Origin of the sequence: Pseudomonas sp. PDM21 (assembly GCF_014852505.2) — a bacterium.
GTDB lineage: Bacteria > Pseudomonadota > Gammaproteobacteria > Pseudomonadales > Pseudomonadaceae > Pseudomonas.
The window spans coordinates 2,416,438-2,441,526 of sequence record NZ_CM181223.1; the positions used below are offsets into that span (position 1 = coordinate 2,416,438).

Below are 25,089 nucleotides of genomic sequence, written 5' to 3' on the forward strand. Positions count from 1 at the left end.
CATGAAACATCTGAAAGCGATCAACACCAAAGCACAGAAGCTCGAACAGGCCGCCGCCGAGGATCGCATCGAGGACGTGGTGGCGATGAACTCCGTGGCCGGCTGCGCGGCGACCACCGACCCGGGCTGGGAAGTCGACGTGTTCGGCGGCGTGTCCTCGCTCTGCCAGCCGATGGAAGCGGACCTCTACGGCTGCTCCGATCCTTGCTGGTGGCCGGCCCAGGTGCCGGACATGATGAGCACCTACCCCGACTGGAACAAGGATGCGCAGGCCTCGGCCGAGAACTGGCGCAACCTCGGCACCGTATTCCCGGACGACAAATGATCGCCCTGAAACATATGGGACAGAAGAACAAGAGGAAAACCTGCATGTCCAGAAAAGCATTCGCCGCCGCCCTCGGCGGCCTCTCGCTGGCCTGCGCGCTGCAAGCTGTAGCCGCCGACGCCGGCGCAGACGTGAGCAAAGCGCTGGAAAGTGGCCACGAGTACCTGATCAGCACCAACTATCCGAACAACCTGCACGTCATCGACATGCAGACCGACAAGCTGTTCAAGACCTGCACCATCCCCGGCGCCTACGGCCCGGGCATGACCCAGCTGTCGCCGGACCGCAAGACCGTCTACATCCTCAGCAACCACTATGCGGACATCTACGGCATCCAGCTCGATGACTGCAAACCGGTGTTCCACGCCACCATCGCGCAGAAACCGGGCGAGAACGCGCGGGCGATGTTCTCCATGACCGTCAGCCATGACGGCAAGGAGATCTACGCCATCGCCAACCCGACGCTGATCCTTGCCGAGCACTACGAGGTGCAGCAGCCGCGCCTGCAGGTGTATTCCGTTGCGGACGGCATGGACGCCAAGCCGGTGCGCACCTTCCTGGCGCCGCGCCAGCTGACCATCATGCAGAGCGGCGACGACGGCACCCTCTACGTGGCGGGCCCGGACATCTACAAGGTGGACGTGAAGACCGGCAAGTTCGACGTGGTGATCCCCAGCCGCAACTGGAAGCGCCCCAACTACGCGCCGCCAGATGTGCTCTACGTGTGGAACCAGCAGACCTACCCGCGTGACTTCTCGCTGCTCTACACCACGGCGAAGTTCAAGGACGCCAAGCAGGACATGGCCACGGCCGACTTCCTCTATGGCTTCTTCAACATCGATCTGGCCACCGGCAAGACCGAAACCGTCGATTTCGGCCCGGTCACCGAGGTGTACTTCAGCGGCATCCGCTCGGCCAAGGACCGCAATATCGTCTACGGCGTGCTGAATCGACTGGCCAAGTACGACATCAAGGAGCAGAAACTGGTCAAGGCGGCGAACCTGGACCACTCCTACTACTGCCTGTCGACCAACAAGGCCGGCAACAAGCTGTACCTGACCGGCACCCTGAACGACGTGGCGATCTTCGATGCTGACAGCCTGGAGCGCATCGGCGATCTGAAGCTGCCCGGCGGCGACATGGCGATCACCACCAGCCAGGCGTTCGTGGCCAACTGATCCTTATCGAGCAGCACCCCATGCCCGGAGCACGAACGTGCTCCGGGCATTTTCTTTGGGCCGACTTCAAATTTCCGGTTCGGGACTGAGGTACCGCTGCGCACCGCAGCGCGCACAGCGCTGGCAGAGCATCGGCACGCGGCCGACTTCGGTCAGATTCCCTTCATCCCAAACACATCCCAGGAAAAAGCAGCGCAATCGCATGTGTCCTCCTCCGGATCGCTCCGGTGCATAGACAGGCAGCAGGGTGCAGGTGACGCTCCGGGATTGTTCTTGTATGGAGACCCAGCGAGCCTGTCGCGAGCTCTCTGGAATGGGCAACCTAAACTGCCGGATGGCACCCGGCGCCCGCCCCGCAAGGCTTGCCAGCGACTCCCTGGCCGTTCGTCAGCACCGCATGGCAGATCTTGACAGATAATATTATAAGCATAATATTAACCTTCAGATGACGGCCATCATTCCAGTGGCCGGACATTCCAGACGGCCACCCGGCCCACTCAATCCTGCAAGCGGGGCAACCGCCTCCCTGGAGCAAGAACCATGAATGCCAAATCCGAACTGGGCCGCGCACTGATCACCGGTGCTTCTTCCGGCATCGGCGCCACCTACGCGCAGCGCCTCGCCGCGCAGGGCTACGACCTGCTGCTGGTGGCCCGCGACCAGCAACGCCTGGACGCCCTGGCCGCGCGCCTCAGTGAGGAATACGGCGTCTCGGTGGATGTGCTGAAGGCCGATCTGACCCGTCGCGAAGACCGCGCCCGTATCGAGGCCCGCCTGGCCGAGGATACGAGTCTCAGCCTGCTGTTGAACAACGCCGGCGTTGCGATCAACGGCACCCTGCTGGAAACCGACCTGGACCGCCTGGAAAGCATGATCGAGCTGAACGTCATCGCCACCGCGCGCCTGGCTGGCGCTGCTGCCAAGGCTTTCGCCGGGCGTGGCCGCGGCACCATCATCAACGTGGCCTCGGTGCTGGCGTTGGCGCCGGAACTGTTCAATGGCAGCTACAGCGCCACCAAGGCCTTCGTGCTCAACCTGACCCAATCCATGCAGCAGGAACTGGCGCCGCTGGGCCTGCGCATCCAAGCCGTGCTGCCGGGCGCCACCCGCACCGAAATCTGGGACCGCGCCGGCACTGACATCTCCGCACTGCCGGCGGAGATGCTGATGGACGTGAACCACATGGTCGACGCCGCGCTGGCCGGCCTGGCCCAGGGTGAAGTGGTGACCCTGCCGGCGCTGCCGGATGCGGGCGAATTCGAAGCCTTTACTGCCGCGCGCCTGAAGATGGCGCCGAACCTGTCGCGCAGCGCCCCGGCACAGCGCTATGGCGTGGCGGTGGCTTGATCGATAACTGAGTGGCGAAAAGCTTGCCCCGGCCTTGCGCCGGGGCTTTTTTATGCGCGGCTTTCGTGGGAGCGGGTCATGGCCGCTCGGGATGAGCATCCGCGCTCGGATTGGCCCTCACCCTAACCCTCTCCCCCTGGGAGAGGGTTAGGGTGAGGGGAATGCGCAGGAGCGTAGGGCGAATAACCTGGAACAGGTTATCCGCCGGCCCTTGAACGGCGGATGACGCTGGCGCGTTATGCCCCCTACAAAAGCGCCTCACTCCGCCGCGCCGATCTCGCGTTTCAGGTGCCGGCGGGTGCTCTCCAGGATGCGGTCAGACATCTCCGGATCGGCCACGCTGCGCGATAGCACCAGCGCGCCGATCAGGGTGGCGAGCATGGCCACGCTCTCATCCTCGGCATGCTCGCTGGGCAGTGCCTTTTCGATGGCGTCGATGCGTGCCTGGACGATGGCGTCGGTGGTGGCGCTGGCATGGCCGCGCGCGCCCAGCTCGGCCGAGATGGTCGGCAGCGGGCAGCCCTTGCCGGGCGCATTGCGGTGGCCGGGGGAGAGGTACTGGTCGATGAAGCCGGGCAGCGGCTCGGCCTTTTCGAACTGCTGGTCGACGACCGGGCGCAGCTGCTCGGCGGCCTGCTGCAGGGCGATCTCCACCAGCTCGTCCTTGGACTTGAAGTGCGCGTAGAAGCCGCCGTGGGTCAGGCCCAGCGCCTTCATCAGCGTCTGCAGGCCGGTGGCGTCCACGCCCTCGCTGCGGAAGCGCTGCGCCGCCTCGTTGATGATGCGTTCGCGGGTCTGGGCCTTGTGGTCTTCGGAGTAACGCATGACCGGTCTCCTGCGGATCATGGAATGCTGGATGTCATTCTAACGCAGGGAGGGCGAGGGGAGGTGATTCGGGGCATGGATTTAACCTGTAGGAACGGGCCGTGCCCGCGATTGCGCGCATGGCGCGCTCCTACAGGGGAATCATCAGCACCGTAGGGCGCATAACCTGGCACAGGTTATCCGCCGGCAGATTTGCGGCGCATAACGTTGGCGCGTTATGCGCCCTACGGGCATGAAGATCAGCGAACGGCTTCGAGCAAGGTCGCCACGCCCTGGCCACCGCCGATGCACTGGGTGGCGATGGCGTAGCGCCCGCCGGTTTCCTTCAGCAGCGCTGCCGCCTTGCCGGTGATGCGAGCGCCGGTGGCGCCCAGCGGGTGGCCGATGGCCAGGGCACCGCCGTGCAGGTTGACCCGGTCGCTATCCAGCTCCAGCCCGCGCAGGCAGGCCAGTGCCTGGCTGGAGAAGGCCTCGTTGATCTCCACCAGGTCGATGTCGGCCATGCGCAGTCCAGTGCGGTCGAGCAGTTTGCGGGTTGCGTAGAGCGGGCCCATGCCCATGATTTCCGGCGGGCAGCCGACCACCGCGACGGCTTTTACCCGCGCCAGGATGTCCAGCCCGTTGGCGCGGGCGAAGTCCTCGCTGCACACCAGAACGGCCGCGGCGCCATCGGTGAGCGGCGAGGCGGTGCCCGCGGTGACGCTGCCGCCGAAGGCCGGCTTGAGCTGCGCCAGTGCCTCCAGGTTGGTGCCGGGGCGGATGCAGCCGTCCTCGCTGACCACCCCATTGGGCGTGTCGATGGGCACGATCTCCGCCGCCAGCAGGCCCTGCTCGCGGGCATGGGCGGCCTTGGCGTGGGAGTCCACGGCCATGGCTTCCTGGTCCGCGCGGGAGATGCCGAAGCGCTCGGCGACTAGCTCGGCGGTCTGTCCCATGGGCATGTAGGCCTGGGGGAATTCCGCCAGCAGGCGCGGGTTGGGCGAGAGGTTGAAGCCGCCCATGGGCACGCGGGTCATGGACTCCACGCCCGCGCAGATGAAAGCATCCCCGGCGCCGAGCTGGATCTGCCCGGCGGCGAAGTGGATGGAGGTCATGGACGAGCCGCAGAAGCGGTTCACCGTGGCGCCGGCCACGGTTTCCGGCAGGCCGGCGAGGAAGCCAGTGATGCGCGCCAGGTTCATGCCCTGTTCGGCCTCGGGGTAGGCGCAGCCCATGATCAGGTCTTCGATCAGCCGGGCGTCGACGCCGCTGCGGGCGACCAGCCCCTTGACCGTCTGCGCGGCGAGGTCGTCCGGGCGCACGTCGATCAGCGCGCCTTTTTTCGCGAAGTGGAACGGGGAGCGGGCATAACCCGCGATGACGACGGAAGTCATGGTCAGTCTCCTGAGGGTTCAGCGCCCGAGGATCAGGCAGGTGGTGGAGCCGGTGGCGTAGAGCCGGCCGTCCACGTCGTAGAGGCGGCCTTCGGCCAGGGCGGTGGAGCGGCCAATGTGCACCAGGGTGCCTTCGGCGCGGATCGGCCCGGTATCGCGGGTCAGTGCGCGGATGTAGCTGATGCGCAGGTCGGTGGTGGTGTAGCCCAGTCCCGGTTCGAGCATGGTGTGCACCGCGCAGCCCATGGCCGAGTCCAGCAGCGTCGCCGCGTAGCCGCCATGCACGCTGCCCAGCGGGTTGTAGTGACGCATGTCCGGGGTGCCCTGGAAGATGAAGCGACCCTGGCCCCATTCCAGCGGGACGAAGCCGATCAGCGCATTGATCGGTGGGGCCGGCAGTTCGCCGGCGCCAATGCCGTCGAAGAACTCCTGGGGCGTCTTGCCGCGCAATTCCTGCAGCGAAACCACGCCGGGCTCGGCCAGGCGCTGGCGCATCTGCGCAGCCGCCGCTTCCCAGGCGGCAATCTTCTGTTCACGGGTGAGTGTCAGTTCGGTCATCGCAAGGCTCCGGCAATCAAATATTACGGTCGTCATACTATCATTGAATGATGATCTGCATATAAGTGACGGAAGCGCCATCCAGCAGGGCTGAAACGACAGTGCGAGAGGAGGGGGAGGGGAGAAAAAGCGCGGCTGGCGGAGTGGGCTCCGCCAGCGCGGGGAGGGGCTTACTCGGCGGTGGCCGTGATGTTGGCTGCACGCGCCTGGCTGCGCTGGGCCTTGTACTGCAGGGCGACGGCGGGCACCGGCGAGGCGACACCGGTTTCCACCCAGCGGCGGATGCGGCCGGCGTCGGCCACATGGGTGCGCTTGCCGAAGGCATCGAGCAGGGCCAGGGCGACCGGGCGGCCGTTCATCATGGTGACCATCACCAGGCAGTGGCCGGCGTCGTTGGTGAAGCCGGTCTTGGTCAGGCGGATGTCCCACTTGCCGTTGCGCACCAGCGGGTTGGTGTTGAAAAAGCTCAGCGAGTAGCTGGGCTTGCTGAAGCGCGCGTCGCTGGTCGCCGTGGTGCTCAGCTGGCGGATCTGCGGGTAGGTGTAGGCGGCCTTGGCCAGGCGGATCAGGTCATTGGCGTCAGAGACGTTGTGGATCGACAGACCGGTGGGCTCGACGTAATGGGTGCTGGTCATGCCGAGGGATTTCGCCTTGGCGTTCATCGCCGCGACGAAGGCCTTTGAGCCGCCCGGATAGTTGTGGGCGAGGCTGGCGGCGGCGCGGTTTTCCGAGGACATCAGGGCCAGCAGCAGCATGTTCTGGCGGCTGATCATGCTGCCCAGATGGACGCGGGAAAACACGCCCTTCATCTCGGCGGTCTCGGAGATGTCCACGGGGATCAGTTCGTTCATCGGCAGCTTGGCGTCCAGCGTGACCATGGCGGTCATCAGCTTGGTCACCGAGGCGATGGGTACTACCAGGTTGGGATTGCTGGAGTAGAGGGTCTTGCCGTTCTCCAGATCGACCACCAGGGCGCTGCCGGAAGCGAGCACCAGCTCCTTGGGGGAAGCTGCCTTGGCGGGGGAGGCGGCGAAGGTGTTCGATGAACAGACAACAGCGGCACAGGCAAACAGCAGGCTCAGTATCGAACGACGACTAGTCATGGACGGGATTCGCAAGCGTGAGTGGGAATGTATCTACATCCATGTAGGCATTTTCGGCGAATTCTAATGCAAGGTCCGTCATAGCGCACGCGGCGCGGGGCGTCTCAGATTGCGACAGATTGAGACGTGGCGCCGCCCGCTGCGCAGAGGCCGTGCGCCGTGCTGGCAGTCGCGGCGCGGAAGCTTGCCCGAGCTGTTGCGAAATGCAACCGGGACGGCTTCCCCCCGAACGACTGAAAACCTTCTCAAAGCCGCGCTGCATATGGCGTTCAGGCCGGATGGCACGCTTTGTGAGTGGCTATCCTGCAATGAGCGGAGGCGCCCGGCCTGCTGCGCTGTCGATGGTCGGGGTTGCGTTTACCTTTACGTTAACGTAAACATGTTCCGCAGCCCGCGACCGGCCAGTCAGCCGCGCGGCTGCCGGTAAGTAAGCGCGGTTCCCGACGCTCTGCGTCGCTGCCCGAACCGATCGTTCAGTGTTGATCCCAGAACAAGCACAACAAGGGAAAGCCATGAACCACCTGAGTTACACCCGCGGCCCGCAGGACAAATCCCTGCTGGCCATGACTGTCGGCGCTGCCTTCGACGCCACCGTCGAGCGTTTCGCCGCGCGCGAGGCGCTGGTCGTGCGTCACCAGAACCTGCGCTACACCTGGGCCGAGCTGGCCGAAGTGGTCAATGGCATCGCCCGTGCTTTCCTCGCCCTCGGCCTGCGTCCCGGCGACCGCCTGGGGATCTGGGCGCCCAACTGCGCGCAGTGGTGCGTCACCCAGTTCGCCAGCGCCAAGGTCGGCGCCGTGCTGGTCAACATCAACCCGGCCTACCGGGTGAACGAACTCGAATACGCTCTCAAGCAATCCGGCTGCCGCTGGCTGGTGTGCGCCGACGCCTTCAAGTCCTCCGATTACCACGGCATGCTCGCCGACCTGCTGCCCGAGCTGGGGCAGGGGCGACCGGGCGAGCTGTCCAGTGATCGTCTGCCGGAGCTGCGCGGGGTGATCAGCCTGTCCGATACCGCGCCCGCCGGCTTCCTGCGCTGGAGTCAGCTGGAGCCGCTGGGTCGTGGCATCGCCGCCGCCGAACTCACCGAGCGCCAGGCGCTGCTGCAGTTCGACGAGCCGATCAACATCCAGTACACCTCCGGCACCACCGGCTTCCCCAAGGGCGCCACGCTCAGCCACTACAACATCCTCAACAACGGCTTGATGGTCGGCGACAGCCTCGGCCTCACCGAGCACGACCGCCTGGTGATCCCGGTGCCGCTGTACCACTGCTTCGGCATGGTGATGGGCAACCTCGGCTGCCTGACCCACGGCTCCACCATGATCTACCCCGCGCCCAGCTTCGAGCCCGAGGCGACCCTGGCGGCAGTGGCGGAAGAGAAGGCCACCGCGCTGTACGGCGTGCCCACCATGTTCATCGCCGAGCTGGACCACCCGACCCGCCGCGACTTCGATCTGTCGAGCCTGCGCACCGGGATCATGGCCGGCGCCACCTGCCCGATCGAGGTGATGCGCCGGGTTATCGACGAGATGCACATGGCCGAAGTGCAGATCGCCTACGGTATGACCGAGACCAGCCCGGTGTCGCTGCAGACCGGCCCGGAAGACGACCTGGAAACCCGCGTCACCACCGTGGGCCGCACCCAGCCGCACCTGGAAAGCAAGATCATCGACGCCGACGGCCGCATCGTCCCGCGCGGCACCATCGGCGAACTGTGCACCCGCGGCTACAGCGTGATGCTCGGCTACTGGAACAACCCGCAGGCGACTTCCGAGGCCATCAGTCCGGCGCGCTGGATGCTCACCGGTGACCTCGCCGAGATGGACGAAGCCGGCAACGTTCGTATCGTCGGCCGCAGCAAGGACATGATCATCCGCGGCGGCGAGAACATCTATCCGCGCGAGATCGAGGAGTTCCTCTACACCCACCACGCCGTGGCCGACGCCCAGGTGATCGGCATCCCCGACGAGAAGTACGGCGAGGAACTGGTGGCCTGGGTCAAGTTCCACCCCGGCCACAGCGTCGCCGAAGACGAGCTGCGGACCTTCTGCAAGAACGCCATCGCCCACTTCAAGGTGCCGCGCCACTTCCGCTTCTGCGACGAGTTCCCGATGACGGTGACCGGCAAGATCCAGAAGTTCCGCATGCGCGAGATCAGCATCGAAGAGGTGCGCAGCCAGCGTGGTTGATCGCCCGATGCCTGCCTGCGCCCTGGCGCGTGCCCGGACTGCCGGGGCGCCATGGGCGTAGAAAAGGGCACCATCTCCATCCGCCTGGTCAGCGAAGCGCTGGCTGAGTTTCGTCGCGCCGGCCGCGACGACGGCGCGCTATTGGCCGCCGCCGGCATTGCCCCGGAGCTGTTCGGCAAGCCCTACGCGCGGGTTTCCAGCCAGGCCTATGCGCGGCTCTGGCTGCGCCTGGCCAGGGAGATGGACGACGAGTTCTTCGGCATGAACGCCCGCCGGATGAAATCCGGCAGCTTCAACTTCATGACTGCCGCTGCCGTCCGCGAGCCGACCCTGGAGACGGCGATGAACGCCGCGCTGCGCTTCATGGGGCTGGTGTTCGACGACTTCACCCCGCGCCTGACTCGCCAGGAAGGCTTGGCCGCCATCGTCCTCGATGAGCCCGAAGGCCCGGCGCCGCGCGCCTTCTGCTACTTCACCCTGTGGCTGATGCTGCACGGCCTGGCCTGCTGGCTGGTGGGGCGGCGCATCCCGGTGCTTGCCATCGAGCTGCGCTGCCCGCAGCCGGACTTCATCGCCGACTACCGGGTGATGTTCACCGAGAACCTCAATTTCGCCCGTCGCCAGTCGCGCCTGCTGTTCAACGCCGAGGCGCTCGATCTCCCCGTGCGCCGTGACGAGCGCGAGCTGCGGCGTTTCCTCGGTGGCGCGCCAGCGAACATCCTGGTGCGCTACCGCGACCCGCAGAGTCTTGCCGCACGCACCAAGGCCTATTTGCGCAGCCTGAAGTTCGAACGCTGGCCGGACCTCGACGCCCTCGCCGGGCACTTCTACATGGCGCCCTCGACGTTGCGCCGCAAGCTCGCCGCCGAAGGGCAGTCCTACCAGGCGCTCAAGGACCAGCTGCGCCGTGACCTCGCCATCGCCAGGCTGGACAGCGACGACGGCAACTTCGCCGACCTGGCCGAGGAGCTGGGTTTCGCCGACACCAGCGCCTTCTATAAGGCCTTCCGCAAATGGACCGGATCGACGCCCGGGCAGTACCGCGCGCTGATCCGCCAGGAGCCCTGAAATTTAAGGGCGCAGCTCAAGTAGCCGCCTTACAAGCCGATAAAACCTCAAAGAATTGCTTGTTGCTCAAGGACGCCAACCATGCCCCTGTCCCGCCTCTCGATCCAGTGGAAGATCACGCTGCTGACCGGCCTCTGCCTGCTCTGCATCGTCTGCCTGCTGGTCGGCCTCTCGCTGTTCCGGATGAACCATGATGCGCAGCTGATCAAGGCGGCCAACGCGGACATGCTCAAGGACGCGGCCAAGTCGCGGATGCAGGCGCGCAGCGAGCAGCAGGCGGAGATCATCCAGCGCTTCTTCACCGACGTTTACCACTTCGGCAACCAGTTCTCCCGCCAGGTCGCCCAGCTGCGCGAGCAGACCACCCAGCACGGCGCGGACGCCGCCAGCGTGCGCAAGGACCTCAACCAGCTGGTGCGCGATGGTCTGAAGAGCAACCCCAACCTGCTCAGCCTCTACGTGGTCTTCGAGCCCGACGCGCTGGACGGCCAGGACGCTGCCTTCCATGACCAGCCCGACACCGGCAGCAATGAGAAGGGCCGCTTCGGCGCCTATTGGGCGCAGAAGGCCTCCGGCGAGATGACCGGCCTGGCAGTGACCGAGGACATGATCGCCGACACCTCGGCGATGCTCGACGGCAGCCCGTTCAACACCTGGCAGCTGTGCCCGCTGCAGACCCGCAAGGCTTGCGTGCTCAATCCCTATTTCGACAGCGCCTCGGGCACCAAGGTGCTGATGACCACCGTGACCTTCCCGCTGATCGACCAGGGCAAGGTCATCGCCGTGATCGGCATCGACATCAGCCTCAGCCGCCTGCAGAAGCTCTCTGTCGATGGCGACAACCAACTCTACGACGGCGCCGGCAGCGTCAGCATCGTCAGCCCGGCAGGCCTGCTCGCCGGTTACAGCAGCGACGAAGCGCTGCTCGGCCAGCCGCTGGCCAAGGCCATTCCCGACCAGGCCGCCGAGCTGTTGTCCCTGCAGGCCGGCGGTCGTCCGCAGGTGCTGGAGCAGGGCGGCCAGCTGCGCGTGCTCGAGCCGCTGCTGCCGATCCCGGATGCCACCAAGCCCTGGGCGGTAGTACTCGACGTGCCGCAGGACGTGCTGCTGGCTCCGGCGCTGGAGCTGCAGAAGCGACTGGATGAACGCAACTCCAGCGGCGCGCTGTGGCAGACCCTGTTCGGCCTCGCCGCCGCCATCGTCGGCCTGCTGCTGGTGTGGCTCACCGCCCGCGGCGTGACCCGGCCGATCCTCAACGTCGCCGCCATGCTGCGCAACATTGCCAGCGGCGAAGGCGACCTGACCAAACGCCTGGACTACAGCGGCAAGGACGAGCTGGGTGAACTGGCCGGCTGGTTCAACCGCTTCCTCGACAAGCTGCAGCCGATCATCCGCGACGTGAAGTCCTCGGTGCAGGACGCCCGCGCCACTGCCGACCAATCCTCGGAAATCGCCAGCCAGACCAGCGCCGGCATGCAGCAGCAATTCCGCGAAGTCGACCAGGTAGCCACAGCCTCCCAGGAAATGAGCGCCACCGCCCATGACGTCGCCAACAGCGCCGCCATGGCCGCCGATGCCGCCCGTGGCGCCGACGGCGCGACCCGCGATGGCCTCAGCGTGATCGACAACACCACCCGCCTGATCGACGAACTGGCCAGCGACATGAGCAGCGCCATGAGCCAGGTGGAAGGGCTGGCAGCGAGCAGCGAGCAGATCGGCTCGGTGCTGGAAGTGATCCGCGGCATCGCCGAGCAAACCAACCTGCTGGCGCTCAATGCCGCCATCGAAGCGGCCCGCGCCGGTGAGGCCGGGCGCGGCTTCGCGGTGGTCGCCGACGAGGTACGCAACCTCGCCAAGCGCACCCAGGATTCGGTAGAGGAAATCCGCCAGGTCATCGAAGGCCTGCAGAACGGCACCCGCGAGGTGGTCGGCGCGATGAACAATAGCCACCGCCAGGCGCAGGACAGCGTGAACCAGGTCGAACAGGCTGTGGCCGCGCTGAAGCGCATTGGCGACGCCGTGGGTGTGATCACCGACATGAACCTGCAGATCGCCAGCGCCGCCGAGGAACAGAGCGCGGTGGCCGAGGAGATCAACCGCAATGTGGCCGGCATCCGCGACGTCACCGAATCGCTGTCCAGCCAGGCGCAGGAATCGGCGCAGGTCAGCCAGTCGCTGAACAAGCTGGCCAATCATCAGCAGGGGCTGATGGATCAGTTCCGCGTTTGATGCCGACCTTCGGTGCTCGGGCTTTCCCCTCACCCCAACCCTCTCCCGGAGGGAGAGGGGGCAGTCTGCTGCACTCGGCGAGTTTGTCGCTCTTCCTGCACCGCTGATAACCAGCGAGCTCTGATCCCTCATCGCGCTCCGAACGGTCCCCTCTCCCTCTGGGAGAGGGCTAGGGTGAGGGCCCGCCCAAGCGCCGAAACATCCCTGTAGGAGCGGGCCGTGCCCGCGAACCGCACGGCACCCAACCCATCAAGCGCGACGCCTACCCAACCGTAGAACCTCACCCATGGCTGTCCAATCCGCTCATCCAGATTGGCGGCTTTCGACATTGCCCGCGCGCCGGCGCGGCGGGAACATCAGGGGACTCCAGACAAGAACAAACCCAGGAGTTCTGCGATGCGTTCCCATACCTCCGCCACGGCCGAGTTCGACTACCGCGCCACCGCCGACGCCGTCCTGGCCGGCAACCTCGATGCCCTCAATGCCTGTGTCGAATGCTGCGACCGCCACGCCCTCCCTGGCCGCGTCGCGCTGTTCTGGGAGGGCAAGGACGGCGACAGCGCTTCCTACACCTTCACCCAGCTCAAGGAGCTTTCCGGCCGCTTCGCCAGCTTCCTGCACGGCCTCGGCGTACGCCCCGGCGACGTGGTGTCGGGCATGCTGCCGCGCACCCCGGAGCTGCTGATCGCCGTGCTCGGCACCTGGCGCCTGGGCGCGGTCTACCAGCCGCTGTTCACCGCCTTCGGCCCCAAGGCCATCGAGCACCGGGTCAAGCTCGCCGGCAGCAAGGTGGTCGTCACCGACGGCGCCAACCGGGGCAAGCTCGACGAGGTGCCCGACGCGCCTCTGCTGGTGACGGTTGGCGGTCCGAAGGGGCAGGGCATCCGCCATGGCGACTACAGCTTCTGGGCCGAACTGGAGCGCCATTCGCCGGAGTTCGAGCCGGTGCTGCGCAGCGGCGAAGACACCTTCCTGCTGATGTTCACTTCCGGCACCACCGGGCTGGCCAAGCCGCTGGCCGTGCCGCTCAAGGCCATCGTCGCCTTCGTCGGCTACATGCGCGATGCGGTGGGGCTGCGCGAGGAGGACTCGTTCTGGAACCTCGCCGATCCGGGCTGGGCCTACGGCCTCTACTACGGGGTCACCGGGCCGCTGGCCATGGGGCACCCGATCACCTTCTACGAAGGCGCGTTCACGGTGGAAAGCACCTGCCGCATCGTGCGCAAGTACGGCATCACCAACCTGGCCGGTTCGCCCACCGCGTACCGCCTGCTGATCGCCGCTGGCGAGGCCGTGTCCAAACCGCTCAAGGGTCGCCTGCGCGCAGTGAGCAGCGCAGGCGAGCCGCTGACTCCGGAAGTGATCCGCTGGTTCGCCAGCGAGCTGGGCGTGACCATCCATGACCACTACGGCCAGACCGAGCTGGGCATGGTGCTGGCCAATCACCACGAACTGCAGCACCCGGTGCACCTGGGCGCTGCCGGCTTCTCCATCCCCGGCCACCGTGTGGTGGTGCTGGACGAGCAGGGCAACGAACTGCCCGCCGGCCAGCCCGGCGTGCTGGCCATGGACCGCCGCCAGTCGCCGCTGATGTGGTTCGCCGGCTACCAGGGCATGGAGACCAAATCCTTCGTCGGCGACTACTACCTGAGCGGCGACACCGTGGAGCTGAACGCCGACGGCAGTATCAGCTTCGTCGGCCGCGCCGACGACCTGATCACCACCTCCGGCTACCGCGTCGGCCCGTTCGACGTGGAGAGCGCGCTGATCGAGCACCCGGCGGTGATCGAGGCGGCGGTGATCGGCAAGCCGGACCCGGAGCGCACTGAACTGGTCAAGGCCTTCGTGGTGCTCTGTTCGTCCTACCGGCCGGGCACGGAACTGGCCGAGGAACTACAACAGTACGTGCGCAAGCGACTGTCGGCGCACAGCTACCCGCGGGAAGTGGAGTTCGTCGATGAACTGCCCAAGACCCCCAGCGGCAAGATCCAGCGCTTCCTCCTGCGCAACCAGGAGATTGCCAAGCAACGCGAAGCGGCCGAGAAAGCGGCGGCTCACTAAGTACAGCGGAGAGACTACATGCAGATCCAGAACAAGGTATTCCTCATCACCGGCGGCGGTTCCGGCCTCGGCGCGGCCACCGCGAAGCTGCTGGTGAGCGCTGGCGCCAAGGTGGTGCTGGCCGACGTCAACACCGAAGCCGGCGCGGCCCAGGCCGCCGAGCTGGGCGAGGCGAATGCACGCTTCATCCGTACCGACGTGTGCAGCGAAGCGGACGCCAAAGCCGCTGTTCAACTCGCGCTGGACGCCTTCGGCGCGCTGCACGGCCTGGCCAACTGCGCAGGCGTAGCCCCGGCGGAAAAGGTCATCGGCCGCAACGGCGTGCACGGACTGGAAAGCTTCACCCGCACCATCAACATCAACCTGATCGGCACCTTCAACATGCTGCGCCTGGCTGCCGAAGCCATGGCCGGCAACGAGCCGGACGCTGGTGGCGAACGCGGCATCATCATCAACACCGCCTCGGTGGCCGCCTTCGACGGGCAGATAGGCCAGGCCGCGTACTCCGCGTCCAAGAGCGCGGTGGTCGGCATGACCCTGCCGATCGCCCGCGAACTGGCGCGCTCGGGCATCCGCGTGATGACCATCGCCCCCGGCATCTTCGAGACGCCGATGATGGCCGCCATGCCCCAGGAAGTGCGCGACTCCCTCGGCGCCAGCGTGCCGTTCCCGCCGCGTCTCGGTCGTCCGGACGAGTACGCCGCGCTGGCCCGCCACATCATCGAGAACAGCATGCTCAACGGCGAAGTCATCCGCCTCGACGGCGCCATCCGCATGGCCGCGAAGTAAGCAGGAGGTCAGAGTCATGAACGATCCCATCGTCATCGTCAGCGCCACCCGTACCCCCATGGGCGGCTTCCTCGGCGACTTCAAGGACGTCACCGCCGCCACCCTCGGCGCGGCAGCGATCCGCGCGGCCGTCGAACGCGCCCGCCTGGGCGCCGAAGAAGTGGACGAAGCCGTGCTCGGCTGCGTGCTCGCCGCCGGGCAAGGCCAGGCGCCGGCGCGCCAGGCCGTGCTGGGCGCGGGGCTTGCTCGCGGCACGCCGTGCTCCACGGTGAACAAGATGTGTGGCTCGGGCATGAAGGCCGCGATGATGGCCCACGACGCCATCCTCGCCGGCAGCGCCCGCGTCGCCCTGGCCGGCGGCATGGAGAGCATGTCCAACGCGCCGTTCCTGCTGGATCGCGCCCGCAGTGGCTACCGCATGGGCCACGGCCGGGTGCTCGACCACATGTTCTTCGACGGCCTCGAGGATGCCTACGACAAGGGCCGCCTGATGGGCACCTTCGCCGAGGATTGCGCCGAGAAGTACGGCTTCACCCGCGAGCAGCAGGACGACTACGCCATCACCTCGCTGACCCGCGCCCAGAAGGCCATGAGCGAAGGCCGCTTCAAGGACGAGATCGTCGCGGTCACTGTGAAGGCCGGCAAGGAACTGCGCGCCATCAGCGAAGACGAGCAGCCGCCGAAGGCCAGGCTGGACAAGATCCCGACCCTGAAACCGGCGTTCCGCGACGGCGGCACCGTGACGGCGGCCAATGCCAGTTCCATCTCCGACGGTGCCGCCGCGCTGGTGCTGATGCGCCTGTCCGAAGCCGAGAAGCGTGGCCTGACGCCGCTGGCGGCAATCCGTGGGCATTCGTCCTACGCCGACGCGCCGAACCTGTTCCCGACCGCCCCCGTGGGCGCGGTCGAGCGCCTGATGCAGCGCACCGGCTGGGCGCTGGGCGACGTTGACCTGTTCGAGGTCAACGAGGCCTTCGCCGTGGTCGCCATGGCCGCCATGCGCGACCTGGACATTCCCCACGACAAGCTCAACGTCCATGGCGGCGCCTGCGCCCTCGGCCACCCCATAGGCGCCTCTGGCGCGCGGGTGATCGTGACCCTGTTGTCGGCGCTCAAGCAGTACGACCTCAAGCGTGGCGTGGCCTCGGTGTGCATCGGTGGCGGCGAAGCCACGGCCATCGCGGTCGAGCGTCTGGCCTAAGGAGCGAGTGATGATTCCCAGCGAAGAAGATATCCAGATCCGCGACGTTGCCCGCCAATTCGCCCAGGAGCGGCTGAAACCCTTCGCCGCCGACTGGGACCGCGAGCACCGCTTCCCGGCCGAAGCCATCAAGGAAATGGCCGACCTCGGCTTCCTCGGCATGCTGGTGGCAGAGCAATGGGGCGGCGCGCAGACCGGCCACCTGGCCTATGCCATGGCCCTGGAGGAAATCGCCGCCGGCGACGGCGCCTGCTCGACCATCATGAGCGTGCACAACTCGGTGGGCTGCATGCCCATCGCCAAGTTCGGCAATGACGAGCAGAAGCGCCAGTTCCTCGTGCCGCTGGCACGGGGCGAGATGATCGGCGCCTTTGCGCTGACCGAGCCGCAGGCCGGCTCCGACGCCAGCTTCCTGAAGACCCGTGCGCGTCGCGACGGCGACCACTACGTGCTGAACGGCAGCAAGCAGTTCATCACTTCCGGCAAGCACGCGGGTCTCGTGATCGTCTTCGCGGTGACCGATGCGGCGGCGGGCAAGAAGGGCATCAGCGCCTTCATCGTGCCCACCGACACACCCGGCTACCGCGTGGTGCGCGTTGAGGACAAGCTCGGCCAGCACGCCTCCGATACCTGCCAGATCGCCTTCGACGACGTGCGCATCCCGGCCAGCTATCGGTTGGGTGAGGAGGGGCAGGGCTACGCCATCGCCCTGGCGAACCTGGAGGGCGGGCGCATCGGCATCGCCTCGCAGGCAGTCGGCATGGCCCGCGCAGCCTTCGAATACGCCCGCGACTACGCCCACGAGCGCGAGACCTTCGGCAAGCCGATCATCCAGCACCAGGCCGTGGCTTTCCGCCTCAGCGACATGGCTACCGAAATAGCCGTGGCCCGGCAGATGGTCCACCACGCCGCCAGCCTGCGCGAAGCCGGCCTGCCGTGTCTGACCGAAGCCTCCATGGCCAAGCTGTTCGCCTCGGAAATGGCCGAGCGCGTGTGTTCCGCAGCGATCCAGACCCTCGGCGGCTATGGCTATCTGCAGGACTACCCGGTGGAACGCATCTACCGCGATGTGCGCGTGTGCCAGATCTACGAAGGCACCAGCGATGTGCAGCGGCTGGTGATCGCGCGGAGTCTTTGAAGGGTTCGCCGGCAGACCCCGGCCTGTTCGTTGGACAGGCACTTCGGCAGGGCGGGGTCTGCAGGTGGCTTGTTTTTCTGTAGGAGCGAGCTCCGGCACACCAGCGTAGGATGGCGTGGAGCGAAGCGATACCCATCGATGGGTATCGCCCGAAGCATCAGGCGCGCTCTGCCGCCTCGCGCGCTTCTCGCGCCGTCACCTGCTGGCACAGCTCGATGATCTGCTCGCGCATCCAGCGGTTGGCCGGGTCCTGGTCGGTGCTTTCGTGCCAGTACAGGTGGGTTTCCAGCTTGGGCACGTCGTTCACCGGCAGGTCGACGAAATGCAGGCCGTGGTGGCGGGCGAAGCGCTCGGGGACGGTGACCACCATGTCGGTCTGCTGCACCACGGTCGAGGCCATCAGGTAGTGCTGCGAGCGCAGGGCGATCTTGCGCTGCAGGCCCATCTTGCCCAGCGACAGGTCCACATAGCCCAGGCCGCTGCGGCGGCTGGAAATCTGGATGTGCGCCACCGACAGATACTCGTCCAGGCTCAGCTTGTCCTTGGCCAGTGGGTGGCCCTGGCGCATGGCGCAGACGTAGCGGTCTTCCATCAGCTTGACGTGGCGCACCTGCGGGTCGGTGTTCAGCGGCGCGTCCACGGCGAAGTCCAGGCGGCCGGCGGCCAGTTCCTTGGTGGTCTCGCGGCGCTTGGAGAGGAAGCTCTCGATGTGCACGTTCGGCGCCAGGCGACGCAGACGCTGGAACAGCGGCGGCAGGACGATGGCCTCGGTGAGGTCGGTCATGCTGATGCGGTAGGTCTTGCTCGCCTGGGTCGGCGTGAAGGTACGGCTCTCCTGCACCGATACGCGCAGCAACTGCAGCGCGTTGCGCACCGGCCCGATGATGTTCTGCGCCATCGGCGTGGGCACCATGCCCTGCGCGGTCCGCACGAACAGCGGGTCGTTGAAGGTTTCACGCAGGCGGGCGAGGGCGTTGGACACGGCCGGCTGGGTAATGCCGACTATCTGTCCGGCGCGGGTCAGGTTGGCTTCCGTGTAGATCGCGTCGAAGACGATGAACAGGTTCAGATCGACCTTGCTGAGGTTCATTCCAGGGCTCCGCTTGTAGTTGTTCTGCGGCCGATCATACCCGAACGAACGCTCAGGTCCATACGGGTTATGAATGTTCATTGATTCGGATAATAGGCTGGGTAAATGCCTTGGGCTGTTCTAGCATCATCACCACACAAACAACCGCCGCCAGAAGGTTAGCCCCCATGGATTTCGCTTATTCCGCCAAGGTTCAGGACCTGCGTGAACGCGTTACCGCGTTCATGGATGCCTATGTCTATCCCGCCGAGAAGGTGTTCGAGGAGCAAGTGGCGCAAGGCGACCGCTGGCAGCCCACGGCCATCATGGAAGAGCTCAAGGCCAAGGCCCGGGCCGAAGGCCTGTGGAACCTGTTCCTGCCCGAGTCCGAGCTGGGTGCCGGCCTGACCAACATGGAATACGCGCCGCTGGCGGAAATCATGGGTCGCTCGCTGATGGGCTCCGAGCCCTTCAACTGCTCCGCGCCGGACACCGGCAACATGGAAGTGCTGGTGCGTTACGGCACCGAAGAACACAAGCGCACTTGGCTGGAGCCGCTGCTGCGCGGCGAGATCCGCTCTGCCTTTGCCATGACCGAGCCGGGCGTGGCTTCTTCCGACGCCACCAACATGGAAGCCAACGCGGTACGCGACGGTGACGAGTGGGTCATCAACGGCCGCAAGTGGTGGACCTCCGGCGCCTGCGACCCGCGCTGCAAGATCATGATCTTCATGGGCCTGACCAACCCGGACGCGCCGCGTCACCAGCAGCACTCGATGATCCTGGTGCCCACCGACACCCCCGGCGTGAAGATCCTCCGTCCGCTGCCGGTGTTCGGCTACGACGACGCTCCGCACGGCCACGCCGAAGTGCTCTTCGAGAACGTGCGCGTACCTTACGAGAACGTCCTGCTCGGCGAAGGCCGCGGCTTCGAGATCGCCCAGGGGCGCCTCGGCCCAGGCCGCATCCACCACTGCATGCGTTCCATCGGCATGGCCGAGCGCGCGCTGGAACTGATGTGCAAGCGCTCCGTCAGCCGTACCGCCTTCGGCAAGCCGCTGGCGCGCCTGGGTGGCAACATCGACGTCATCGCCAACTCGCGCATCGAGATCAACCAGGCCCGCCTGCTGACCCTGCATGCCGCGTACATGATGGACACCGCTGGCAACAAGATCGCCCAGAGCGAGATCGCCCAGATCAAGGTCGTGGCGCCCAACGTCGCCCTGCAGGTGATCGACCGCGCCATCCAGATGCATGGCGGTGCCGGTGTTTCCAACGACACCCCGCTGGCGTACTTCTATGCCATGCAGCGTACCCTGCGCCTGGCCGACGGCCCGGACGAAGTGCACCGCGCTGCCATCGGCAAATACGAGATCGGCAAGTACGTGCCACGTGACGCGCTGCGCAGCAGCCGCTGATCCCAGGCAGCCATGAAAAAGGCCCGCTGATGCGGGCCTTTTGCATTGGCGCTTTTCGTAGGAGCGGACTGCGTCCGCGATGGCATTCGTCACGAGGCAGACCTATCGAGGGCGCAGTCTTCTCCTACGCTCGGGCCAAGGGTAGGGCGCATAACGCCTACGGCGTTATCCGCCCTACGGGATGTTCTTCGCTCCGCACAACGAACAAGGCCAGCTTGCGCTGGCCTTGTTCTTTTCATCACGGGGCAGAGGGCTCCGGCCCGTCGCTCGTCGCCCGCTGCTCGATCAGCCATTCCCGCCGCGTGTGCAACTGGGCGGCGAAGGCGCGCGCGGCGGCTTCATGGGGGAAACGCAGCGCGCGACGACCGAGGCGGACCTGCCAATAGGCCCGGCCGCGAAACTCAACGGCTTCGATCCTCACCTCCAGCGCTTGCATGGATCCTCTCCTGGCTGACGATTTCCAGCGGTTCCTCGCTGGTCCGGCGGGTCTTGAGCAAGGATAGCAGTATGCCACCCGCCAAAAGGCCGAAGGTTACGCCAAGGGACAGGGCTGCGGGAACCTTGCCGATGAATCCGTGGAGGAAAATCTTCGTACCGATGAACACCAGCACCAGCGCCAGGGCGTACTTCAGGTAGACGAAGCGGTGGATCATCGCCGCCAGCGAGAAGTACAGGGCGCGCAGGCCGAGGATGGCGAAGATGTTCGAGGTGTAGACGATGAACGGGTCCTGGGTGATGGCGAAGATCGCCGGCACGCTGTCCACGGCGAACACCAGGTCGGCCAGCTCGATCAGGATCAGCGCCAGGAACAGCGGGGTGGCGTAGCGCACCAGCTTGCCCGAGGCATCCGGCATCTTCACGAAGAAGTGGTGCTCGTGAAGGGTGTCGGTCATGCGGATGCGCTTGCGCAGGAACTTCAGTACCGGGTTGTTGGCCAGGTCGGGTTCGCTTTCATGCTTGCTGAACAGCATCTTCACGCCGCTGAACAGCAGGAAGGCGCCGAACACGTACATGATCCACTCGAATTCCTTCACCAGCGCGGCACCCAGGCCGATCATCAGCGCACGCATGACGATGGCCCCGAGGATGCCCCAGAACAGCACCTGGTGCTGGTAGCGGCGGGGGATGCCGAAGAAGCCGAAGATCATCGCCATGACGAACACGTTGTCCATGGACAGTGACTGTTCGACGAGGAAACCGGTGTAGTACTCCACCGCGCTGGTGGCGCCGAACTCGTACCAGACCCAGCCACCGAAGGCCAGGCCGCAGGCGAAGTAGCCGGCGGAGAGCATCAGACTCTCGCGTACGCCGATCTCGTGGTGATCGCGTTGCAGAACGCCCAGGTCGAGTACCAGCAGAAGAATCACGATGGCCAGGAAGGCCAGCCAGAACCAGGTGGCGGTTCCGAGGAATGGTTCGGTCAAAAAGGCGTGCAGAGCTGTCATGTGGCCCCTCCCTTAGTGTCGTTGTCGAAAAGTGACTCCGACATGGCGGTTGGCAACCGTCAGAGGGGCCCGGCGTCACTGGCGGGAACATAGCAGAGCGGACGCCTCAGGCAAGCGATGGAACGTAACAAGTTCCTACATTGGTAGGGGAGGGAGCCGCAGCTGCTCAGGGAAAGTCTAGTTCATGGCCGTTCGGCGCCCTGCGAATGCTGGAAAAATCTAATGAGAATATTCCTACATTTCTCTCAGGGTTCGATGAGCGTGCAATGCGCAATGGATATCTAGCATGGCGCACCTAATGGCTGAGTGTTTTACCTCGGCACCCCATGCAACCCATTCCTCCAGGTGCAACCATGAAGCTGAAAATCCTGTCCGTCGCATTGCTCATTTCAGCCGGCCTTGCCGGCTGCGATCTGCCCTCTCTGTCACCGCAGTCCAAGTCCGCTACTCCCGCTGGCTGGGTCAGCCTACCTGCACTGCCGGTCATCGAGGATGCGGTGATGTCCTTGTCGCCGACTTTCCAGGGTAAGCGCACCCAGCAGTTCATGTCGCAGATCTGCGGCATGGCGCGCGGACAGCTGAACCAGGTTCAGGTCAATGCAGCTCTGGCGAGCATGGGCATCGACAGTGCCCGCCTACCGCGCCAGAGCCAGGATGCTACAGCTCTGCTGGTCAACGGTGATCGCGCCGCTCAGGCCACCGCCTGCGCGGCTTACCAGGCCACCGATGTGCTGATGGCAGCCAACCCGAAGGACTTCCTCAAGGCTGCGCCCGCCACCGCGGAAAAAGCCGCAGACAATGCCCCGGTGGCACAGCAACTCGACAACGACGGGCTGACCAGGGTTCTGCCGATAAAGATTGCCCAGGCACGGGCAAACGCCGATGTCTTTGCACTTATCGCCCAGGACCTGCAACGCAAGCCCGGTTTGAGCGTGGCTGAGTACAGTGAGCGTGCCCGTGTGCTGTTCGGCCGCCTGGCGCCTACCTACCTCGCTCGCGTTCCGGCCAAGCTGCCGCCGGTTAATACCAGCTACCAACTGATCGGCCTGGGTGATAACCGACTGGAGTTCAGCACCAACATTGGTCTTCATTACGATTTCTCGGCGGGCCGGGGCCTGACGCTGACCCAGAACGGCGTGCTCTGGTATGGCAAGGGTCAACTGCTGGGCCAGGACTATCGACTGAAAGCGGCCTACTTCCAGCCGGAAGTAGCAGAGCTCATGGGTGCGTCCAAGCAGTAATAAAGTACAGAGGAAAACCAGTATGGCGGCAAGAATGGATTTACCGGCCTTGAATAACCTTGCCGAAGCGGTCAAGCAGGTCCACCAGTTGCGTGAGCAAGGAATCGATTGCCGCAGGCCCTGGCGCCTGCTCGAGCAGATCCTGGGTGCATTTGAAGAGTTGCCGGCTGATGAAGCCCTGGCTGTCCTCGGCCAGGTGGTGGGGGATGTCCATCTGCTCTCGGTGGCGACGGTGTTGTCGCGCCGCGCGACAGAACGCTTTCCGCGGAGCGCAGAAGGCTGGTTCCACCTCGGGCTCAGCCAACTGATGGAGAACATGAATGCTCCTGCGGCCTATCAGGCGCTGGAGCGAGCCTGGGAGTTGGCCCCGGGCTCGCGAGCCGAGTTCGCTGTCTGTCTGTCGGCCGCTTATCTTGCGGTTCGGCGCTGGAGCGATGCCGAACGAACCTGCCGGCAGATGCTGGAATGGCAGCCTGACTGCGCTGATGCGTATTCGAACCTGAGTATCGCCTTGCGCCGTCTGCACCAGTCGGAAGCTTCCGTCGAGGCTGCGCGTCAGGCCCTGATCTGCGACCCGGGGCATTTCCATGCGCCGAACAACCTGATTCTCGCGCTGGTCGATACGGGGCGGTATCAGGAAGCACTGGCGACTACTCGCGAATATTTGTCTCGCCTGCCAACCGATATGCGCCTGCGCCTGCTCCTGGCGGAGCTGGAGCTGCGCCTGGGGCAGTGGGACACGGGGTGGGGGAATATGGATGCGCGATTCGCGGTCATCCAGCAGCTGGGGCAGCAGTTGGACATTCGAGAGAACCAGCTCGGCGTTCCGCGCTGGCATGGCGAGCCTCTGGCCGGCAAGACGTTGGGCATCTGGCTTGAGCAGGGTTATGGCGATGCCATCCTGCTGGTCCGATTTCTGCCGCGCATTGCGCAGCGGGTGAGGGAGCAGGGCGGCAAGCTGGTATTCGGCATCTTCGGTCCATTGGAAGAGCTGCTCCGGCCTTGCGTGCCTTACGACGTCGAGATGAATATCGATCACCTTCGGCCAACCGACTACCACCTGCCGCTGATGAGTGCCTGCGGGGCTTTTGGCGTGACCGAAGCGGATGTCTGCGGGGTGCCTTATCTGCAGGCTTCCCCGCAGGGCATAAGCCGATGGCGCCGGCAGCTCAAGCGTGATCCACGCTTGCATATCGCACTGGCCTGGAGAGGCAATCCGCAGCAGGTCCGCGATGATGTCCGCTCGCTGGATCTGCCAAGCCTGATGACGCTGCTGGAGCAGGATGGCGTGTTGTTCCATTCGGTGAATCCGGATGCTGCGCAAGTGGTGGGCGAACTGGTAGCCAAGGGGCTGCCCATCGTCGACCACAGTGCCGAGCTGAATGACTTCGCCGATACCGCCGAGCTGCTGAAGGCGGTCGATGCAGTGGTCAGTACCTGCACCTCCACTGCTCATCTGGCGGGTGCGCTGGGGGTGCCCACTTTGTTGCTGGTGGACAAGGTGGGGTCCTATCTGTGGCGCTGCGACACGCAGCGCAGCCTCTGGTACGACTCGGTGCGGATTCTTCGCCAGGAGACGCTGGGGGACTGGGGGCCAGTGGTGCAGCGACTTCGCCGGCACCTGGTGCGCCAAGCGGAGGCCAAGAACAAACATCAGGCCTGAACAAAAGGGGCGGTCGATTGCGACCGCCCTTTTTTTCAGCACTTCCCACCGATGTCCCCAGGCCTCCGGCGCGGCGGTCCTGCAGCCGCCTGGCGAGGTGGCGAGTGCTCATTCCGAGACAACGTCTGCAATGGAGCTGGCCGCCGCAGTCAAGGTTACGCGTTCCGTCTCCGGCGCAAACGCCACGGGCTGATCCAGTGTGCCTGACCCTCTCTCCATGCTGCCCAGGTACTGATCGAACTCCCTCCCAGGACTACCCCGCAGACCAGATTGTGCCTCCAGGGTGCCGCGTGGAAAGCGCCATGCCAGCGTCTCGAGCAGCCGAAATCCTGGCTGCTTTGCGTCACTGGCTAATTGGGGGTTAAGGCGACTGGCCTAGGGGGGCTGATTTTATCTGCCTGCCACTTTCGGCGCTCTGACAAAACCCCCACGGAAGCTTGCGAACAGCTCGGATTTATCCCGCTGAGTTACTGAACTGTCAGAACTCCCCTACGACAAAAACTGGGAGTCCTGATTATTGCTCAGGCGGCAGATTCTTATCGTTGGCACATCGAAATGCACACGTGCCAAAGCCGCCATGACAACGCCGAAACCCCTGCCGAACACTCCTCGAACCCCTTCTATCGGGACTACCGGTTGCCTCGCTCGCGATCGGCGAATTCGGCTGTCTGCGCAGCTCGCGCCCGGGCAGCAACCCCCTCTGTTTTGCAGCGCACTGCCAGGCCCCTGTGCCTGTGCCGGCACAGGCCGCGCTGACCCCTGAATCCCGTTAACCAACGGGTTTGAATCGGCTCTCGATGGGCCGGCAATGACTGACGGCTCATCGAGCTGCCAAGGAGTTTTTTCGTGAACAAGATTTATCGTGT

Annotated in this window: 20 protein-coding genes and 2 pseudogenes; 14 read left to right on the plus strand and 8 right to left on the minus strand. The window is 65.3% G+C overall.

All coding sequences use genetic code 11. From position 1 onward, the window contains the following. Position 1 precedes the first annotated feature (1 nt). Both qhpC and peaD read left to right on the plus strand, forming a co-directional pair. On the plus strand, positions 2–325 hold the full coding sequence (gene qhpC, locus IB275_RS11475) for a quinohemoprotein amine dehydrogenase subunit gamma (RefSeq protein WP_015477047.1): 324 nt from the start codon (positions 2–4) through the stop codon (positions 323–325). A gap of 44 nt (positions 326–369) precedes the next feature. Next, on the plus strand, positions 370–1,503 hold the full coding sequence (gene peaD / locus IB275_RS11480) for a quinohemoprotein amine dehydrogenase subunit beta (protein WP_192296304.1): 1,134 nt from the start codon (positions 370–372) through the stop codon (positions 1,501–1,503). Between the two features lie 66 nt (positions 1,504–1,569). On the opposite strand, the gene IB275_RS11485 is transcribed toward peaD, so the two are convergent. Further along, the gene (locus tag IB275_RS11485; RefSeq protein WP_277873433.1) at positions 1,570–1,707 is read right to left on the minus strand and encodes a PSPA7_2676 family Cys-rich small protein; all 138 of its coding nucleotides are present in this window, start codon (positions 1,705–1,707) and stop codon (positions 1,570–1,572) included. 336 nt (positions 1,708–2,043) lie between these two features. On the opposite strand from IB275_RS11485, the gene IB275_RS11490 reads away from it, so the two are divergent. Further along, complete coding sequence (locus IB275_RS11490) at positions 2,044–2,850, plus strand: SDR family NAD(P)-dependent oxidoreductase (RefSeq protein WP_192296305.1); 807 nt, start codon at positions 2,044–2,046, stop codon at positions 2,848–2,850. A 258-nt stretch (positions 2,851–3,108) separates the two neighbouring features. On the opposite strand, the gene IB275_RS11495 is transcribed toward IB275_RS11490, so the two are convergent. From IB275_RS11495 to pbpG, 4 genes are all read right to left on the minus strand, one after another. Next, positions 3,109–3,675, minus strand: a complete 567-nt coding sequence (locus tag IB275_RS11495; protein ID WP_192296306.1) for a TetR/AcrR family transcriptional regulator — start codon at positions 3,673–3,675, stop codon at positions 3,109–3,111. 239 nt (positions 3,676–3,914) lie between these two features. Next, positions 3,915–5,054 carry a thiolase family protein gene (locus IB275_RS11500; protein ID WP_192296312.1) on the minus strand — a complete coding sequence of 380 codons (1,140 nt, stop codon included), beginning with the start codon at positions 5,052–5,054 and terminating at the stop codon, positions 3,915–3,917. A 12-nt stretch (positions 5,055–5,066) separates the two neighbouring features. Next, on the minus strand, positions 5,067–5,606 hold the full coding sequence (locus IB275_RS11505; protein ID WP_405307889.1) for a PaaI family thioesterase: 540 nt from the start codon (positions 5,604–5,606) through the stop codon (positions 5,067–5,069). A 170-nt stretch (positions 5,607–5,776) separates the two neighbouring features. Then, entirely contained in the window at positions 5,777–6,709 is a 933-nt protein-coding gene (pbpG, locus tag IB275_RS11510; RefSeq protein WP_081516653.1) for a D-alanyl-D-alanine endopeptidase, read from the minus strand. 512 nt (positions 6,710–7,221) lie between these two features. Between pbpG and IB275_RS11515 the strand changes: the two genes are divergently transcribed. The 8 genes and pseudogenes from IB275_RS11515 to IB275_RS11550 all read left to right on the plus strand — a co-directional run bounded on the left by IB275_RS11515 (position 7,222) and on the right by IB275_RS11550 (position 17,387). Beyond that, entirely contained in the window at positions 7,222–8,901 is a 1,680-nt protein-coding gene (locus IB275_RS11515) for an AMP-binding protein (protein ID WP_192296307.1), read from the plus strand. A gap of 51 nt (positions 8,902–8,952) precedes the next feature. Continuing rightward, positions 8,953–9,969 carry an AraC family transcriptional regulator gene (locus IB275_RS11520; RefSeq protein WP_192296308.1) on the plus strand — a complete coding sequence of 339 codons (1,017 nt, stop codon included), beginning with the start codon at positions 8,953–8,955 and terminating at the stop codon, positions 9,967–9,969. A gap of 252 nt (positions 9,970–10,221) precedes the next feature. After that, positions 10,222–11,292, plus strand: a pseudogene (locus tag IB275_RS11525) (PDC sensor domain-containing protein); the annotation flags it as partial. Positions 11,293–11,685: 393 nt separating this feature from the next. Continuing rightward, positions 11,686–12,198, plus strand: a pseudogene (locus IB275_RS11530) (methyl-accepting chemotaxis protein); the annotation flags it as partial. A gap of 396 nt (positions 12,199–12,594) precedes the next feature. Continuing rightward, positions 12,595–14,259 (plus strand): acyl-CoA synthetase, encoded by a 1,665-nt coding sequence (locus tag IB275_RS11535; protein ID WP_192295088.1) that lies wholly within the window; start codon positions 12,595–12,597, stop codon positions 14,257–14,259. Between the two features lie 18 nt (positions 14,260–14,277). After that, positions 14,278–15,048: a 3-hydroxyacyl-CoA dehydrogenase gene (locus tag IB275_RS11540; RefSeq protein WP_192295089.1), complete on the plus strand. Its 771-nt coding sequence runs from the start codon at positions 14,278–14,280 to the stop codon at positions 15,046–15,048. 16 nt (positions 15,049–15,064) lie between these two features. Then, a complete protein-coding gene (locus tag IB275_RS11545) occupies positions 15,065–16,249 on the plus strand; it encodes an acetyl-CoA C-acyltransferase (protein ID WP_192295090.1) in 1,185 nt (394 codons plus the stop codon). A 10-nt stretch (positions 16,250–16,259) separates the two neighbouring features. Next, on the plus strand, positions 16,260–17,387 hold the full coding sequence (locus tag IB275_RS11550; protein WP_192295091.1) for an acyl-CoA dehydrogenase family protein: 1,128 nt from the start codon (positions 16,260–16,262) through the stop codon (positions 17,385–17,387). 157 nt (positions 17,388–17,544) lie between these two features. On the opposite strand, the gene IB275_RS11555 is transcribed toward IB275_RS11550, so the two are convergent. Next, on the minus strand, positions 17,545–18,477 hold the full coding sequence (locus IB275_RS11555; protein WP_081516660.1) for a LysR family transcriptional regulator: 933 nt from the start codon (positions 18,475–18,477) through the stop codon (positions 17,545–17,547). Between the two features lie 167 nt (positions 18,478–18,644). On the opposite strand from IB275_RS11555, the gene IB275_RS11560 reads away from it, so the two are divergent. After that, complete coding sequence (locus IB275_RS11560; RefSeq protein WP_192295092.1) at positions 18,645–19,874, plus strand: acyl-CoA dehydrogenase; 1,230 nt, start codon at positions 18,645–18,647, stop codon at positions 19,872–19,874. A 238-nt stretch (positions 19,875–20,112) separates the two neighbouring features. On the opposite strand, the gene IB275_RS11565 is transcribed toward IB275_RS11560, so the two are convergent. Both IB275_RS11565 and IB275_RS11570 read right to left on the minus strand, forming a co-directional pair. After that, positions 20,113–20,310: a hypothetical protein gene (locus tag IB275_RS11565; RefSeq protein ID WP_192295093.1), complete on the minus strand. Its 198-nt coding sequence runs from the start codon at positions 20,308–20,310 to the stop codon at positions 20,113–20,115. After that, positions 20,276–21,319 (minus strand): TerC family protein, encoded by a 1,044-nt coding sequence (locus IB275_RS11570; protein WP_192295094.1) that lies wholly within the window; start codon positions 21,317–21,319, stop codon positions 20,276–20,278. The genes IB275_RS11565 and IB275_RS11570 overlap by 35 nt, the downstream gene beginning before the upstream one ends. Before the next feature lie 353 nt (positions 21,320–21,672). On the opposite strand from IB275_RS11570, the gene IB275_RS11575 reads away from it, so the two are divergent. After that, the gene (locus IB275_RS11575; protein WP_192295095.1) at positions 21,673–22,560 is read left to right on the plus strand and encodes a hypothetical protein; all 888 of its coding nucleotides are present in this window, start codon (positions 21,673–21,675) and stop codon (positions 22,558–22,560) included. A 49-nt stretch (positions 22,561–22,609) separates the two neighbouring features. Further along, on the plus strand, positions 22,610–24,223 hold the full coding sequence (locus IB275_RS11580) for a tetratricopeptide repeat protein (RefSeq protein WP_192319069.1): 1,614 nt from the start codon (positions 22,610–22,612) through the stop codon (positions 24,221–24,223). Positions 24,224–25,089: the final 866 nt, after the last annotated feature.

Excerpts from the sequence above, each read along its gene's own strand:
- IB275_RS11550 (WP_192295091.1), top strand. The coding sequence starts at position 16,260 with ATGATTCCCAGCGAAGAAGATATCCAGATCCGCGACGTTGCCCGCCAA.
- IB275_RS11560 (WP_192295092.1), top strand. The coding sequence starts at position 18,645 with ATGGATTTCGCTTATTCCGCCAAGGTTCAGGACCTGCGTGAACGCGTT.
- IB275_RS11485 (WP_277873433.1), bottom strand. The coding sequence starts at position 1,707 with ATGCGATTGCGCTGCTTTTTCCTGGGATGTGTTTGGGATGAAGGGAAT.
- IB275_RS11495 (WP_192296306.1), bottom strand. The coding sequence starts at position 3,675 with ATGCGTTACTCCGAAGACCACAAGGCCCAGACCCGCGAACGCATCATC.
- IB275_RS11555 (WP_081516660.1), bottom strand. The coding sequence starts at position 18,477 with ATGAACCTCAGCAAGGTCGATCTGAACCTGTTCATCGTCTTCGACGCG.
- peaD (WP_192296304.1), top strand. The coding sequence starts at position 370 with ATGTCCAGAAAAGCATTCGCCGCCGCCCTCGGCGGCCTCTCGCTGGCC.
- IB275_RS11505 (WP_405307889.1), bottom strand. The coding sequence starts at position 5,606 with ATGACCGAACTGACACTCACCCGTGAACAGAAGATTGCCGCCTGGGAA.
- IB275_RS11570 (WP_192295094.1), bottom strand. The coding sequence starts at position 21,319 with ATGACAGCTCTGCACGCCTTTTTGACCGAACCATTCCTCGGAACCGCC.
- IB275_RS11575 (WP_192295095.1), top strand. The coding sequence starts at position 21,673 with ATGAAGCTGAAAATCCTGTCCGTCGCATTGCTCATTTCAGCCGGCCTT.
- pbpG (WP_081516653.1), bottom strand. The coding sequence starts at position 6,709 with ATGACTAGTCGTCGTTCGATACTGAGCCTGCTGTTTGCCTGTGCCGCT.
- IB275_RS11540 (WP_192295089.1), top strand. The coding sequence starts at position 14,278 with ATGCAGATCCAGAACAAGGTATTCCTCATCACCGGCGGCGGTTCCGGC.
- qhpC (WP_015477047.1), top strand. The coding sequence starts at position 2 with ATGAAACATCTGAAAGCGATCAACACCAAAGCACAGAAGCTCGAACAG.
- IB275_RS11565 (WP_192295093.1), bottom strand. The coding sequence starts at position 20,310 with ATGCAAGCGCTGGAGGTGAGGATCGAAGCCGTTGAGTTTCGCGGCCGG.
- IB275_RS11535 (WP_192295088.1), top strand. The coding sequence starts at position 12,595 with ATGCGTTCCCATACCTCCGCCACGGCCGAGTTCGACTACCGCGCCACC.
- IB275_RS11545 (WP_192295090.1), top strand. The coding sequence starts at position 15,065 with ATGAACGATCCCATCGTCATCGTCAGCGCCACCCGTACCCCCATGGGC.
- IB275_RS11520 (WP_192296308.1), top strand. The coding sequence starts at position 8,953 with ATGGGCGTAGAAAAGGGCACCATCTCCATCCGCCTGGTCAGCGAAGCG.
- IB275_RS11490 (WP_192296305.1), top strand. The coding sequence starts at position 2,044 with ATGAATGCCAAATCCGAACTGGGCCGCGCACTGATCACCGGTGCTTCT.
- IB275_RS11515 (WP_192296307.1), top strand. The coding sequence starts at position 7,222 with ATGAACCACCTGAGTTACACCCGCGGCCCGCAGGACAAATCCCTGCTG.